The 14,548-nt window shown below is 76.0% G+C and carries 13 protein-coding genes; 9 read left to right on the top strand and 4 right to left on the bottom strand.

Annotated features, from left to right (window positions below):
* The first annotated feature begins 72 nt into the window (after window positions 1-72).
* From ACFV8H_RS27560 to ACFV8H_RS27540, 5 genes are all read left to right on the top strand, one after another.
* Window positions 73-519, top strand: a complete 447-nt coding sequence (locus ACFV8H_RS27560) for an SRPBCC family protein (RefSeq protein WP_375891605.1) — start codon at window positions 73-75, stop codon at window positions 517-519.
* A gap of 55 nt (window positions 520-574) precedes the next feature.
* A complete protein-coding gene (locus ACFV8H_RS27555; RefSeq protein WP_375891607.1) occupies window positions 575-943 on the top strand; it encodes a PRC-barrel domain-containing protein in 369 nt (122 codons plus the stop codon).
* Window positions 944-1,042: 99 nt separating this feature from the next.
* Complete coding sequence (locus ACFV8H_RS27550; protein ID WP_380405024.1) at window positions 1,043-1,438, top strand: SsgA family sporulation/cell division regulator; 396 nt, start codon at window positions 1,043-1,045, stop codon at window positions 1,436-1,438.
* A 73-nt stretch (window positions 1,439-1,511) separates the two neighbouring features.
* A complete protein-coding gene (locus ACFV8H_RS27545) occupies window positions 1,512-1,715 on the top strand; it encodes a hypothetical protein (RefSeq protein ID WP_380405021.1) in 204 nt (67 codons plus the stop codon).
* A 50-nt stretch (window positions 1,716-1,765) separates the two neighbouring features.
* Window positions 1,766-2,920 (top strand): mechanosensitive ion channel family protein, encoded by a 1,155-nt coding sequence (locus tag ACFV8H_RS27540; protein ID WP_380405018.1) that lies wholly within the window; start codon window positions 1,766-1,768, stop codon window positions 2,918-2,920.
* Window positions 2,921-2,944: 24 nt separating this feature from the next.
* Here the strand turns inward: ACFV8H_RS27540 and ACFV8H_RS27535 are convergent, their stop codons facing one another.
* A complete protein-coding gene (locus ACFV8H_RS27535; RefSeq protein ID WP_380405015.1) occupies window positions 2,945-4,372 on the bottom strand; it encodes an amidase in 1,428 nt (475 codons plus the stop codon).
* 182 nt (window positions 4,373-4,554) lie between these two features.
* Here ACFV8H_RS27535 and ACFV8H_RS27530 point away from each other — a divergent pair, with 182 nt between their 5' ends.
* Window positions 4,555-5,388: a hypothetical protein gene (locus ACFV8H_RS27530; protein WP_380405013.1), complete on the top strand. Its 834-nt coding sequence runs from the start codon at window positions 4,555-4,557 to the stop codon at window positions 5,386-5,388.
* 22 nt (window positions 5,389-5,410) lie between these two features.
* Here the strand turns inward: ACFV8H_RS27530 and ACFV8H_RS27525 are convergent, their stop codons facing one another.
* The 3 genes from ACFV8H_RS27525 to ACFV8H_RS27515 form a co-directional block, all read right to left on the bottom strand.
* Window positions 5,411-6,277: an NAD-dependent protein deacetylase gene (locus ACFV8H_RS27525; protein WP_380405010.1), complete on the bottom strand. Its 867-nt coding sequence runs from the start codon at window positions 6,275-6,277 to the stop codon at window positions 5,411-5,413.
* An 82-nt stretch (window positions 6,278-6,359) separates the two neighbouring features.
* Window positions 6,360-7,799 (bottom strand): carboxylesterase/lipase family protein, encoded by a 1,440-nt coding sequence (locus ACFV8H_RS27520; protein WP_380405007.1) that lies wholly within the window; start codon window positions 7,797-7,799, stop codon window positions 6,360-6,362.
* A gap of 122 nt (window positions 7,800-7,921) precedes the next feature.
* Window positions 7,922-8,839, bottom strand: a complete 918-nt coding sequence (locus tag ACFV8H_RS27515; RefSeq protein ID WP_380405005.1) for an MBL fold metallo-hydrolase — start codon at window positions 8,837-8,839, stop codon at window positions 7,922-7,924.
* A 184-nt stretch (window positions 8,840-9,023) separates the two neighbouring features.
* Here ACFV8H_RS27515 and ACFV8H_RS27510 point away from each other — a divergent pair, with 184 nt between their 5' ends.
* The 3 genes from ACFV8H_RS27510 to ACFV8H_RS27500 all read left to right on the top strand — a co-directional run bounded on the left by ACFV8H_RS27510 (window position 9,024) and on the right by ACFV8H_RS27500 (window position 14,546).
* Window positions 9,024-10,061, top strand: coding sequence for a helix-turn-helix transcriptional regulator (locus ACFV8H_RS27510; protein WP_380405002.1), 1,038 nt, complete (start codon window positions 9,024-9,026; stop codon window positions 10,059-10,061).
* A gap of 128 nt (window positions 10,062-10,189) precedes the next feature.
* A complete protein-coding gene (locus ACFV8H_RS27505; protein ID WP_380405000.1) occupies window positions 10,190-11,356 on the top strand; it encodes an alanine--tRNA ligase-related protein in 1,167 nt (388 codons plus the stop codon).
* A 160-nt stretch (window positions 11,357-11,516) separates the two neighbouring features.
* Window positions 11,517-14,546 carry a BTAD domain-containing putative transcriptional regulator gene (locus ACFV8H_RS27500; protein WP_380404997.1) on the top strand — a complete coding sequence of 1,010 codons (3,030 nt, stop codon included), beginning with the start codon at window positions 11,517-11,519 and terminating at the stop codon, window positions 14,544-14,546.
* The last annotated feature ends 2 nt before the right edge of the window (window positions 14,547-14,548 follow it).

Genomic DNA, 14,548 nt, shown 5'->3' with positions numbered 1-14,548 from the left:
TGCCGGGCGGGGAACGGGGCACCCGGACCGGGTACGGGGCCGGAGCACGAGGAGGAGAAGGAGGACCGGACGATGGGACGGATCGAGGAATCGGTCGAGGTCGCCGCGCCGCTCGACGAGGTCTACCGGCACTGGGTGCACTGCGAGGACTTCCCGCGGTTCATGCGCGGCGTGGTCAGCGTGGACGTCACCGGTGGCGGCGCCAGCAGCTGGGTGGTCGAAACCGCGGGCGGCCGCCGGGAGTTCGAGGCCGTGACCACCGAGGTGGTGGAGGGCGAGCGGGTGGCCTGGGACGGCGGGAGCGGCCCGGTGCGGCACAGCGGCGTGGTGACCTTCCACCACGTGGACGACCGCACCACCCGGGTCATGCTCCAGCTGGAGGTCGAACCGCACGGGCTCTGGGCCCAACTCGCCGAGGCGCTCGGCTTCGTGGACCGCCGGGTCATCGACGACCTGAACGACTTCAAGCACCACGTCGAGCGGGACGACAACGCCCCCGGCACCACCCCGGGGGCATGAACTCCCGCATCGGGGGCAGCCGAGCCCTACCGGACGAGACGAAACGGAGGCAGTCATGACCGCACGCCGCACCATCTGGGAATTCCGCACCTCCGCCGGACACACCGCCGGCACCGACCTCATCGGCTTCCACGTCGAGGCCACCGACGGCGCGATCGGCAAGGTCGACAAGCTGTCCGAGGAGGTCGACGAGCAGTACCTGGTCGTCGACACCGGGCCGTGGATCCTCGGCCGCCGGGTCCTGCTCCCGGCCGGCACCGTGACCCGGATCGAGATCGGCGAGCAGAAGGTCTACGTCGACCGCTCCAGGGCCGAGATCCGCGACAGCCCCGACCTCGACGCCGGCGGGCCCGACCAGGAGGCCGACACCCGCGGGCGCTTCGGGCCCTACTGGGACCCGTACTACGGCGGCCGGATCCTCTGACCGGGCCACCGGAAGCACAGACCGACAGTCAGCGACGACGGACGGGGGCGGGCCGCCGGCTCCCCCCGTCCGGACCACCCGGGAAAGGGGAAACCTCCCATGGAACGTCTCACCACCCGGATCACCATGCGACTGATGACCGGCGACGACCGCAGCCGGGACCTGGACGTCGACTGGTCCTACCGGGACGACGAACCCCACGCGACGGAGCTGGACTTCACCTCCTACCAGCCGAACGCGGTCTGGTCGCTCTCCCGCGACCTGCTGCTCGCCGGGCTGCACGCGCCCACCGGCGAGGGAGACGTCCACGTCACACCGTTCGACGACGCCCACGTGTTGATCGCGCTGGCCGGCACCGAGGGCGTCGCCCTGCTCGCGGCCCCCGCGGCGGCGGTCGCCCGGTTCCTGGCCCGGACCGTACGGCTCGTCCCGCCGGGGCGGGAGCACGAGCGGATCGACTGGGACCGCGGCCTGCACGACTTACTGGCGGCCTGACCCCCATTGGCCCGCCGGGCAGTACGGCACCCCACCGCACCGCACCACACCGCACCGAGAGGAGCACCCGCCCATGACCACCTCCCCCGCCCGCCCCGGTCAGCCGCCGCCCGCGCCGGAGCCCCCGGCGCCGCCGACCAGGCCGCTGCTGCCCGACCCGCCGCCCCCGCCCGGCTCGCCCGTCCCCCCGCCGGCCCCGCGCCCGGTGCACCGGCCGGCCCCTGAACCGGCCGCCCCGCAGCCGGGCCGGCCCCACCCGGTCGAGCCGCCCGACTGAACCGGCCTTGACCCCGACCACCGTGCCAGCAGCGGAAAGGAGAGCCGCAGATGTGGTGGAGCCTGCTCCGCCTGGCCGTCGTCGGAGCCGCGGCCGCCCTCCTCACCTACGGCCTGGACCGGGCCGTCCGGTCGGCGGCCCGGCGGCTGGCGGCCCCCCGGGGTGTCGGTGACGTCCCGGAGGTGCTGCGCAGGTGCCGCCACCCGGTGCTGGCGCTGACGGCCTGTCTGCTGCTCTCCGCCTCGCTGCCGTGGATCGCCGCCCCGCCCGCCGCCCGCGCGGGGCTGCGGCACCTGGCGGTGATCCTGGCGATCACCTCCGGCGGCTGGCTGTGCGGCCGGCTGGTGGCGATCCTGGCGGAGGGCGCCGCCCGGCTCGCCGTGCACCGCCGCGAGCCGGCCTGGGCGGGCCGGGCCCGGACCCAGGCCGTCCTGCTCGGCCGGATCGGCCAGGCGGTGGTCGGCCTGGTGACCCTGGGCGCGGTGCTGATGACCTTCCCGGCGGTGCGCGGGGTCGGAACCAGCCTGCTGGCCTCCGCCGGGCTGGTCGGCGTGGTGGCGGGCGTGGCCGCCCAGAGCACCCTCGCCAACGTCTTCGCCGGGGTGCAGCTGGCCTTCGGCGACCTGGCCCGGATCGGCGACGTCGTGGTGGTGGCCGGCGAGTGGGGGACGGTCGAGGAGATCACCCTGACCGCCGTGGTGATCGAGACCTGGGACCAGCGGCGGCTGATGATGCCGATGTCGTACTTCGTCGGGCGGCCGTTCGAGAACTGGTCCCGCCGCTCCAGCCGGATCACCGGCACCGCACTGCTCCACCTCGACCACCACGCCCCGATCGGGCTGCTGCGCGAGGAGTTCGAGGACTACCTGGCCAAGTGCGAGCTCTGGGACGGCCGGGGCAGCGCCCTCCAGGTGGTCGACACCACGCCGACCACCATCGTGGTGCGGGTGCTGGCCACGGCGGCGGACGGCGGCGACGCCTTCGAACTGCGCTGCCGGCTCCGCGAGCACCTGATCGGCTACCTACGCGACCGCCACCCGTACGCGCTGCCGCGCCTCCCGGTGGCGGAGGCGCCCGCGCGGGACCCGGACGACCGGGGGGACCCCCGTACCCCCCGGCCGACCCCGGGCCCGCGCACGCCGCGCACCCCTCCGCCGCGCACGCCTCCACCGCATACGCCGCCACCGCGCACGCCGCCGCCGTAGCGGCCCGGCCGGTCGGCCCGCGCGCTACGGCCGCGGGTCGACCGGCGTCAGCGCGCCGAAGCAGCGTTCGAGCACCTCGGCGGCGTCCAGGCACTGGTCCTCGCGGTACATCCGGCCGATCAGCTGGAGGCTCTGCGGCAGCCCGTCGGCGAACCCGCTGGGCACGTTCACCGCGGGCACCCCGATCAGCGAGGTCACCGCGCACACGGCCCTGGGCAGCGTCAGCCGGGCGTGGCCCTCGGCGTCGGTGTCCTCGGAGAACACGTCGACCCCGGGCACGGGGTGGGGGCAGGTGGGGGTGAGGAGCAGCGGGTGGGTCTCCATCAGCGCGGCCCAGTCGCGCTGGAGGCCGAGCCGGACGCCGGTCTGCCGGAGGAACTCGCCGAGGTCCTCGTGCGGGGTGCGCTCCAGGAACAGGTCGACGTTCCGGGCCCCCTTCTCGGTGAGCAGCTGCCGGACCCGGGGCCAGCTCAGCCCGAACTCGGTCATGATCAGCTTGCCGTAGCACTCCAGGGCCTCGGACAGCCGGGGGATCCTGACCTCCTCGACCTCGTAGCCGGCCTCGACCAGGGCCTCGGCGGCGTCGACGGCGGCGGCGCCGATCTCGGGGTGGACGCCGATGCCGGCCGGGTCGACCACGACGCCGACGGTGATCGGGCGGGTGGGGCGTGGCCCGCGGAGCGGGGCCGGGACGGCCCTCGGGTCCTGCGGGTCGGCGCCCGCCAGCGCCTCGAAGGCGGCGCGCAGGTCGGCGACCGAGCGGGCGAACGGGCCGTCGACCGGGATGAGTTGGGAGGCCAGCATCGGCTCCTGGCCGAGGATGCGGTGGTCGGCGGCGAAGCGGCCGTAGCTGGGCTTGAGCCCGGCGACCCCGTTGAAGGCGGCGGGCAGTCGGACCGAGCCGCCGGAGTCGTTGCCGAGGCCGAGCGCCGCCATGCCGACCGCGACGGCCACCCCGTCGCCGCCGCTGGTGCCGCCCGGGTTCCTGGTCCGGTCCCACGGGTTGTACGTCCGGCCGTAGAGCTGGCTCTCGGCGTCGGAGGAGATCGACAGGTCGGACATGTTGGCGTGGCCGATCGGGATGGCGCCCGCGGCGCGCAGGCGGCGCACCGGCGGGGCGTCGGTCTCGGCGACGTGGTCGCGGAACCTGGGCACGCCGTGGGTGGTCGCCCAGCCGGCGACGCGGATGTTCTCCTTCACGGTGAACGGCACCCCGGCCAGCGGGCCGAGCGGCTCGCCGGCCGCGCGGCGCCGGTCGGTCTCGCGGGCGGCCTCGCGGGCGGCGTCCGCCATCAGCTGGGTGACGGCGTTGACGGCCGGGTTCACGGCCGCGATGCGCTCCAGGTGGCTCTCCACCACCTCGGCCGCCGTGAGCTCGCCACGGGCGACGGCGGCCCCCAGTTCGGTCGCGCCCAGTTGCCACGGGGCGGTGGTGGTCGGTGCGGCACTCATCGTGGTTTCCCCTCCGGTTCGTTCCGATGCGCTTGCATCGCATCGCGGGTCCATCACATCGCACCCCGGGAACCGATGCAAGTGCATTACTACGATCCCGCGGCGGATCCGCTCGCCCCGTCGGCACCGGTCGGCACCGGTCGACGTTAGGGTGAACGGATCGAATGATCATCAGGAGAGCCATGACCGCCGCCAAGCCCCGCGTCCTGCTCGTCACCGACCTCGCCTACCAGGCCCGGGGGCGCCGCTACTGCGACGAGGACATCCAGCTCTCCGCCCGCCTGCGCGAGGACTTCGACGTCGCCCTCTGCCACCCGCTCGACGCCGCCGCGCTGATGGACTCCTTCGACCTGGTGCTGGTCCGCAACAGCGGCCCGGTGCTGGACCACCTCGCCGCGTACCGGGACTTCCGCACCCGGGCGCTCGAACGCGGCACCCGCGTCTACACCCAGCTCACCGGGCGCGCCGACCAGGCCGGCAAGCAGTACCTGCTCGACCTCACCGCCGCCGGGTACCCCGTCATCCCCACCGTCGACCGGGCCGCAGACCTCGACCGGCTGCCCGTCGTGCCCGAGTACGTCGTCAAGCCGAAGCTCGGCGCCGACTCCATCGGCCTGCGGACCGTCCCCCGCGAGCAGCTCGACACCGTCGCGTACGACCGGGACGTCCTGGTCCAGCCACTGGTCCCGTTCCGCTACGAGGTCTCGTTCTACTTCGTCGACGACGCCTTCCAGTACGCCCTGCACGCCCCCGACCCGGAGCGGCGCTGGCGCCTCGAACCGTACGAACCCACCGCCGCCGACCTGGAGTTCGCCCGGCGCTTCATCGCCTGGAACACCGTCGAGCACGGCATCCAGCGGGTCGACGCCTGCCGCACCCCCGAGGGCGCGCTGCTCCTGGTCGAGCTGGAGGACCTCAACCCCTACCTCTCGCTCGACCTGGTCGACCCGGCCGTCCGGGACCGCTTCGTCGACGCCCTCAAGGCCGCGCTGCACGCGCTCGCCACGAAGCCCTGACCCGCCGGGCGGCACGCGTTCGCTACGCAGCCCTGACCCGCCGGGCGGCCTCGGTCAGCACCGCGCCCAGCGGCAGGCCGACCCGGGCCGCCGCCAGCTCGTCCCCGCGGGTCGCGCCCTGGTTGACGATCACCACCGGGGTGCCCGCGCGGGCGGCCCGGCGCACGAAGCGCAGCCCCGACATGACCGTGAGCGAGGAGCCCAGCACCAGCAACCCCTGGGCCGCGTCCACGAGTTCGAAGCAGCGCTCGACCCTCGGCCTGGGCACGCTCTCGCCGAAGAAGACCACGTCCGGCTTGAGCACTCCCCCGCACACCGCGCACGGGGCGACCCGGAAGGCGGCCACCGACTCCGGCGCCAACTCGGCGTCGCCGTCCGGGTTGACCCGGGCCGGGCCGTCCCGGAAGCCGCCGTTCAGCTCCTCCAGCCGGCGGTCCAGCTCGGTGCGCAGGCTGGTCCGGCGGCAGTCCAGGCAGACCACCCGGTGCACCCCTCCGTGCAGTTCCACCGCCGTCCGGGTGCCGGCCGCGCGGTGCAGGCCGTCCACGTTCTGGGTGATCACCGCCGACACGTGCCCCGAGCGCCGCAACCGCTCCACCGCCCGGTGCCCGGCGTTCGGCTCGGCCGCCGCGATCGCCCGCCAGCCGACGTGGCTGCGCGCCCAGTACCGCTGCCGGGCCGCCGCGCTCCCGGTGAACTCCTGGAAGGTCATCGGCACCGCGCGCCGCCGGCTGCCCGTCTCGCCCCGGTAGTCCGGGATCCCGGACTCGGTGGACAGGCCCGCCCCGCTGAGCACCACCGCCCCGCGCCCGGCCAGCAGGCGCACCAGCGCCGCCAGGCCGGCCGCATCGGCCGCCGTACCGCCGGGAGTCGCCGCGAGCGCGTCCATGCCGTCCAGGGTAGGACCGGGCCGGGCGCGGGAGCGAGGGCCGGGGCGGCGCGGGGCGACAGCAGCGCACGGCGGCCGGGGCTCAGCCGCCGAGGGGTTCGGCCGCCGGGTGCTCGGGGTCGTACCCCGCCCAGCCCGGCTCGCCGCTCCGGGCGAACGCCGTCCAGGCACCGTGCACCCGGGCGGCCAGCCCCGCCGGCACCGGGTCGGGGCCGAGCAGCCCCTCGGGCCCGTGCAGCCAGGGCTCGTCCGCCACGTCGAACACGAAGGGCAGCTCGACGGTGTGGGCGGCGCCGAGCCGCCCGTCCAGGGCCGTGGACCGGTACCCGAAGGAGTAGCGGTGGGTGCGGCCGCCGGAGATCCGGGCGTGTGCCCGGGCGAGGCGCTCGGTGCCGGCCTCGAACAGGGCGTGCGCGAGCACGGCGGAGCGCAGTTCGCCCGGGGTGGCCCGCGGCCGGTCGGCGCGCAGGGCCGCGAGCACGCCCTCCGGGTCGGCCAGCAGCCCGGTGGCGGCCGCGCGCAACCCCGCCTCCGTGGTGGATTCCAGCTCCCCCTGCGGCGCCAGGTAGAGGTTCGCCTCCTCGGTGTTGGTGCCGATCAGCAGGTCGACGTCCCTCGCCGGGCCGGCGGCCAGCGCGTCCGCGGGCTGGACCGGCAGGACCAGGCCGAGCGGGCTGAGCCCGGCCAGCGGGTCCACGGCGGTGTCGGTGCGCAGGTCGAGGCCGGTCAGCTCGGGCAGGACCGCCACCAGCCGCTCGTCCGGCACGGCGGCGAACGCCCCGGCCGTCGGCTCGACGCCCAGTGCGGCGGCCGCGGCGGCGGTGACCCGCCGCGCCTGCTCCGGGGTGAACGCGCCCGTCCCGCTGCCGCTCTGGACCACCGCCCGCCGGAACAGCCCGCGCGCCTGCGGCGTGGCGAGCAGCGCGCAGACCAGCGTGGCGCCCGCGGACTCGCCGAACACGGTGACGTTGCCGGGGTCTCCACCGAAGGCCGCCACGGAGTCGCGCACCCAGCGCAGCGCGGCGAGCACGTCCAGCAGGCCCCGGTTGGGCGGGGCGCCCGGCAGGTCGAGGAACCCGGGGATGCCCAGGCGGTAGTTCACCGCCACCAGGACCACGCCGTCCCGGGCGAAGGCGGAACCGTCGTAGAGGGCGGCGCGGCTGGAGCCGGTGATGAAGCCGCCGCCGTGCACGAAGACCATCACCGGGCGGCGCCGGCCGTCGGCGGCGGGCGTGTGGACGTCGACGGTGAGGTACTCCGGGCCGGGCACCCAGCCCGGCCCGAAGTAGGGGCTCACGTCGAGCCCGTCGAAGGCGCGGGGCGGCTGCGGGGCCGTGGGCGAGGGCCGGGTGCCGTCGCGGACGCCGGACCAGCCGGGGTGCGGCCGGGGCGGGGCGAAGCGGCCGGCGCCGGTCGGTGCCGCCGCGTAGGGGACGGCGCGGTAGCGCTCGCCGGTGCGGGCGCGGGCGCCGCGGACGGCTCCCGCCGGGGTCGTGACGACGGGTTCTGCCTGTCGGGGCACGTGAATCGGTTCCTCTCCACTGCTTCAACCGGGCGAACCGGCTGGACCGGCTGACCTGGCTGGACCGGTTGAACTGGGGGCTGACCTGGGGCCGACCGGGGCCGACCGGTGCCGGCGGCGCGTCAGGAGATGCGCGGGAAGCCCGCCCACTCCTTGACCGCGAAGCCCGGGCCGCGGCGCGCGACCTCGACCGCGCCGCTGCCGCCGAAGTGCGCCGGGAAGAGCAGCGCGTGCCGCTCCGCGGCCTCGCCGAGCAGCCGGTGCCGGGTGGCGCGGGACTGCGCCGGGTCCTCGCAGAAGCAGGAGTTGGTGTCCGGCTCGGCGAGTTGGAGCGCGGTGTGCACGAGGTCCCCGACGAACAGGGCGCGTTCGCCGCCGGAGTCCAGGGTGAGCACGGACGATCCCGGGGTGTGCCCGGGCGCGGGGTCCAGCCGCAGGTTGCGGTCGATCCGGTGCCCGCCGTCCCACAGCCGGACCTGCCCGGCCCGGTGGACCGGCGCGACGCTGTCCTCGAAGACGTTCCGGTTGCCCTCGCCGAGCACGCTCCGGTGGCCGTTGGCCGGGTCCCAGAACTCGAAGTCCGGGCGCGGTACGAGGTACGTCGCGTTGGGGAAGGTCGGCACCCACTCCCGGCCCTCCAGGCGGGTGTTCCAGCCCACGTGGTCGACGTGCAGGTGGGTGTTGACCACGAGGTCGACGTCCTCGGGCCGCACCCCGGCGGCGGCGAGGTTGTCCAGGTACTCCGTGTCCAGCCGGTGCCAGACCGGCGCGTACGGCCGGTCCTTGTGGTTGCCCACCCCGGTGTCGACCAGGATCGTGCGGCCCTCGCTGCGCAGCAGCCAGGTCTGGATCGCGGTGCGGCACTGGTCGGTCCCCGGGTCCCAGAAGTCGGGCGCCAGCCAGTCTCGGTGCTCCTGCCACGCGCCGTCGGGACTGTCCGGGAAGAACTGCCCCGGGGTCAGCCCGGCCGGGCCGTAGTACTCCTTGACCCGGGTCACCGTGACGTCGCCGAGGGTGAGCTGGTCCGGGTCGTGGTGCATGGGTCCGTCCTCCGGTGCGGGGCGCGCCCCGGGGCGGGGCGGCCGGCTGCGGCCCGTCCGGCGGATCGTGCCGGACGGGCCCTGGCACCGAGCCTCGGCGGTCCGGGCCGTGCGGACCAGACCCGGCCGTTCCTACCCCTCGCAGGGTGTGGCCGCGCCCGGCCGGCCGTCGAATACTGGGGGGATGAACGGACCAGGACCCCTCGGCGACTTCCTCCGGGCCCGGCGGACGCGGCTGCATCCCGCGGACGTCGGACTGCGCGAACTCGGGCCCCGCAGAAGGGTGTCCGGGCTCCGGCGGGAGGAGGTGGCGCAGCTGGCCGGCGTCAGCGTCTCGTACTACACCCGGCTCGAACAGGGGCTGTCCCGCGGGGCCTCGCCCGAGGTGCTGGACGCGATCGCCCGCGCCCTGCTGCTCGGCGGCCACGAGCGCGAACACCTCGACCGGCTGGCCACCGCCGCCCGCCGGGCACCCCGGGTGCGCCGCCCCGGGCCGGAGCGGCTCACGGCGGAGACCCGCGACCTGCTGCGCGCCGTCGGCGGCGTCCCGGCGGTGGTGCTCGGCCGCCGGATGGACGTCCTGGCCTGGAACCCCCTCGGCCACGCCCTGCTGGCCGGCCACCTGGACCGGGACAGCCCCGACGACCCGGCGCGGCGTCCGAACCTGGGCCGGATGCTGTTCCTGGACGCCCACACCCGGGAGCTGTACGCGGACTGGCCGCGCAAGGCCCGCGCGGTGGTCGGGAACCTGCGCGGAACCGTCGGCCGACACCCGGAGGACCGGCTGCTCGCCGAACTGATCGGCGAACTGACCATGGGCAGCCCGGAGTTCGTCGCCCTGTGGGCCGACCACCGGGTGGCGCCCTGTGACACCGCCGCCCACCTGCTGCAGCACCCCGTCGTGGGCGCGCTGGCGGTGAGCCAGCAGCTGCTGTCGATCGCGGGCTCGCCGGAGCAGGCACTCATCGTCCACACCGCGCCGGCCGGCTCCCCCGCCGAGGAGGCCCTGGCCCTGCTCGGCCGGGCGGGCGAGTTCGGCCCCTCGGCCGCACCGGACGCCGACCGGGTCGGCGCCCGCACACCGGACACCCGCAGACCGATGGCCCGTAAAACCGGTGGCCCGGCGGGTGCCGCCGGAGTTAACCTCGGGGGCATGGACGTCATGGACCGAAGCACCAGCGCAGCCGCGCGAGCCGCCAGCTCGCCGGTTGCCGCCGCCTGACGTACCCCCTCCCCCCGGCGACCGAAAACGGTCCGCCGGTGGTGTTGCCGGGGCGTTCCCTCCCCCGGTCCCGATTTTCGCGCGGCTCGTTCTCCGGCGCCTCCCTCCCCCGAGAAGGAGCCACCGCCATGAACACCGACCAGCTCGTCCGCGTCTTCACCGAGTACTTCGAGGAGCGCGGCCACCGCCGGATCACCGGTTCCACCCTGCTGCCCCCGCCCGGCGACCCGGTGCTGTTCACCACCTCCGGCATGCACCCCCTCACCCCGCACCTGGAGGGCCGTCCGCATCCGCTCGGGACGAGGCTGGTCAACCGGCAGCGGTGCCTGCGCACCACCGACCTGGACGAGGTCGGCGACCGCACCCACCTCACCGTCTTCGAGATGCTGGGCAGTTGGTCACTGGGCGACTACGAGGGCCCGCAGAGCCTCGACTGGGGCTACGGCCTGCTCACCGACGGCCTCGGCATCGACCCGGGCCGCCTCCACGCCACCGTCTTCGGCGGGGACGACCGGGTCGGGCCGGACACCGCCTCGCTGGAGCTCTGGCAGGACCACGGGGTCCCGGTCGAGCTGACCGTCGACGACAACTGGTGGTCCAACGGGCCGACCGGCCCCTGCGGCCCCGACTCGGAGATCTTCCTCTGGACCGGCGACACCCCGCCGCGGTCGACCCCGACCCGGGACGACCGCTGGGTGGAGGTGTGGAACCACGTGATGATGCGTCACCGCCGGCTCGACGACGGCTCGCTCGTGCCGCTGCCCCAGCGCAACGTGGACACCGGACTCGGCCTGGAGCGGCTCTCCTCGCTGCTCCAGGGCCGCTCCTCGGTCTTCGAGTGCGACGTCTTCGACCCCTGGCGCCGCCTGCTGCCGCCGCTGTGGCAGCTGGACGAGCCGTCCCTGCGCCTGGTCTGCGACCACGTGCGCTCGTCCGTCGTGGTGATCGGCGACGGTGTGCGCCCCGGCACCACCGGCCGCGGCTACGTGCTGCGCCGCCTGGTCCGCCGGGTGCTCACCGTCCTGCGCCGCGACGACCCGCAGCGCCGGCTCGGGGACCTGCCGCCGGAGCTGGTGCGGCACACCCTGGACCGCTTCGGCCAGGACGTGGACCCGGAGTCGGTGCGCCGGGTGCTGCTCGACGAGGAGCAGCGCTTCGACCGCCTGCTGGAGCGCGGCCGCCGGCTGCTCTCCCGCCCCCGCTTCCGCGGCCCGCTCGGCGAGGACGACCTCCGCTACCTCCACGACACCCACGGCCTGCCGCGCGAGCTGGTCCTCGAACTGCGGTCGCAGTGACGGACGGTGGCGGGGGCGGGACGGTCGGCAGTACCGTCCCGGCCCCGGCACCGCTCTCCGCCTCCCACCGGCCGCCGACCGGACCTCGCTCGGCGGCCCTGGTGGATCGGGCTGGTGCGTGTAAGGTAAGTCGACTTTTCGGGGGGCGGGGGAACGGAACGTGGTTCAGGACGAGTGTGCGCCGGCGCGGCTGCGGTTCAGCCTGCTGGGGCCGATCGGCATCGAGGCCGACGGACGGGCCGTACCCGCGGGCCCGCCCCAGCAGCGGGCCATGCTGGCGGCGCTGCTGCTGCGGGCCGGCCGCCCCGTCACCCTGCACGAGCTCGTCGACGCGCTGTGGGGTGCCGAACCGCCCTCGTCCGCCGTGATGGTCCTGCGCACCTACGCCTGGCGGATCCGCCAGCGGCTGGCCGGCCCTGACGGCGGCGGACGCGACGGTGGCGGACGCAACGGTGGCGGGCCCCGGAGCGGCGGGCCCGACGGCACCGGCCCCGACGGTACCGGCCCCGGCGGCGGTGCGCCCGTGGCGCAGCTGCTCAGCTCGGTGGGCGACGGCTACCGGCTGTCCGTACCGCCGGAGTCCGTGGACGTCCACCGGGCCGAGCGGCTGGCCGCCACCGCCGCCCGCGCCTGGCGCAAGGGGCGGCGGAAGGAGTGCGCCACGCTGCTCACCGAGGCACTGTCCCTGTGGCAGGGGGAGCCGCTGGCCGGCGTGCCCGGGCCGCTCGCCGAGGCCGAGCGCTCCCGCCTGGCCGAGCTGCGGCTGACCCTGACCGAGCAGCGCTTCGCCGCCGAGCTCGCCCGCGGCCGGCACCACGCCCTGGTGTCCGACCTCACCGCGTTCGTCCAGCAGCACCCGCTGCGCGAGCAGAGCTACGGCTTCCTGATGCAGAGCCTGTACGCCGCCGGCCGGCAGGCGGACGCGCTCGCCGTCTTCACCCGGGCCCGGCGGACGCTGGGCGAGGAGCTGGGGATCGACCCCGGCCCGGAGCTGTGCGCGCTGCACGGCCGGATCCTGGCCGGTGACCCGGGCCTGCTGGCGCCCGCCCCGGCGGCAGTCCTCACCCCGGCGCCGGAGGGCGTCGTCCGCCCGGCCCAACTACCGCCGGACATCTCCGACTTCAGCGGCCGCGCCGAGGCCGTCCGGCAGCTCGCAGCGGGCCTGACCGGAGCCGACCGGTCCGTCCTCGGCGTGGCCTCGATCAGCGGCATGGGCGGCATCGGCAAGAGCACGCTGGCCGTCCGGGTCGCCCACCAGGTCCGCGACCACTACCCCGACGGCCAGTTCTACGCGGACCTGCGCGGCACCAGCGGCGAACCGGCCGACGCCGCCGCCGTCCTGGGCAGCTTCCTCGGCGCGCTCGGCGTCGCCGCCGCCGACCTGCCGCGCGGCGTCGAGGACCGCTCCCGACTGCTGCGCAGCCTGCTCGACGGCCGCCGGGTCCTGCTCCTGCTCGACGACGCCCGCGACCTCGCCCAGCTGCGGCCCCTGCTGCCCGGCTCCGGCGACTGCGCGGTGATCGTCACCGGCCGCACCCGGGTCCCGGGGCTGTCCTCCCGTGCCCACCTCGACCTCGACGTGTTCGCCGTCGACGAGGCACTGGACCTGCTGCGGCAGGTCATCGGCGGACCGCGGGTGGCGGCCGAGCCCGCCGCCGCCGACGAGGTGGTCGGCCTCTGCGGCCGGCTGCCGCTCGCCGTGCGGATCGTCGCCGCCCGGCTGGCGGCCCGGCCCCGCTGGGCGCTGGACCGGCTGGTCACCGCGCTCACCGACGAACGCCACCGGCTCGACCAGCTGCGCGTCGGCGGCCTGGCCGTGACCACCGTGTTCGAGCTCGGCTACCGGCAGCTCAACGGCGTCCAGGCGTACGCCTTCCGCACCCTCGCCCCCTTCACCCGGCCGACGATCGCCCTGGACGCGGCGGCGGCCGCGCTCGGCCTGGGCCCGGAGGACGCCGAGGAGGTGCTGGAGTCCCTGGTGGACGCGGCCCTGCTGGAGTCGCCGCAGCCCGGCCGGTACCGCTACCACGAACTGCTGCGCAACTACGCCGAGCAGCGGCTGCTCCCGCACGAACGGCCGCCGGTGGCCGCCCGGCTGCTGCGCTTCCTGCTGGCGGGCGCCGTCGCGGCGTTCCAGCGGGCGGTCCCGGGGGATCCGGTCGGCACCACCTTCACCGTCGCGGGCGCCGCCCGCTTCGCCGACCTGGCCGGGGCCAGGGCCTGGGTGGTACGGGAGTTCGACGGCATCGCCCACGCCGTCGGCGCGGCCGTGCGCTCCGCCCCCGACCCCGCGCTGCTCGACGTCGCCGCCGATCTGCTGGTCGCGTGCAGCGCCTTCGGCCGGGACATCTCCTCCGCCCTGCTGGGTTCGGTCGCCCACGAGGTCGCCGAGGCCGCCGAGTCGCTCGGCCACCACCGGGCGGCCGGCCGGGCCCGCTTCGTCTGCGGCAACGTGGCCGTCCAGGCCACCCGGCTCGACGAGGCCCGCGAGCACACCACCCGGGCGGCGGACTCCTGCCGGCGCGCGGAGGACACCGTGATCCTCCGGCAGACCTGCAACGACCTCGGCGTCATCGCGCTGTTCCAGCAGCGGAACGCCGACGCGGTGCGCAACTTCGACCAGGCCCTCGCACTGGCCCGCCTCCTCGGCCACCGCTCCGGGGCGCTCGCCACCGCCCTGAACGCCGCCGTCGCCCGGCTGCGCAGCGGCGCCGCCGAGGAGGCGGTGGCGATCTGCGACGAGGAGCTGCTGGCCCTGCGGGACGTCCCGGACAGCCACGGGGCCGCCCACGCGCTCGGGATCCGCGGCCGCGCACTGCACGAACTCGGCCGCCACGACGAGGCCTTGGCCACCTACCAGGAATGCCTGGAGCTGTGCCGCACGGCCGGTCTGCCCCGCCAGGAGGCGATGGCCCGCTACCGGCGCGCCGACACGCTGCGGGTGACCGGCCGGCCCGCCGAGGCCCTGACGGAGGCCCGGGCTGCGGTGACCCACCTGGAGGGCGCGCGCGACGGCGAACGCGACCTGGCGTACGCCCTCCAGATCCTGGCCCGGACCGAGGCCGGCCTCGGCGACCGCGCGGCGGCCGAGGAGCACGCGTCCCGGGCGTACGCCTCGCTGGCCGCCCTGGGACTGCCGGAGGCGGCGGACGCCCGGGAACTCCTCGACCGGCTGCGCTCCGGGGCCTGAGC

The sequence above is a fragment of the Kitasatospora sp. NPDC059827 genome (assembly GCF_042731675.1).
GTDB lineage: Bacteria > Actinomycetota > Actinomycetes > Streptomycetales > Streptomycetaceae > Kitasatospora.
This window is presented reverse-complemented; position numbering and strand designations above follow the sequence as displayed.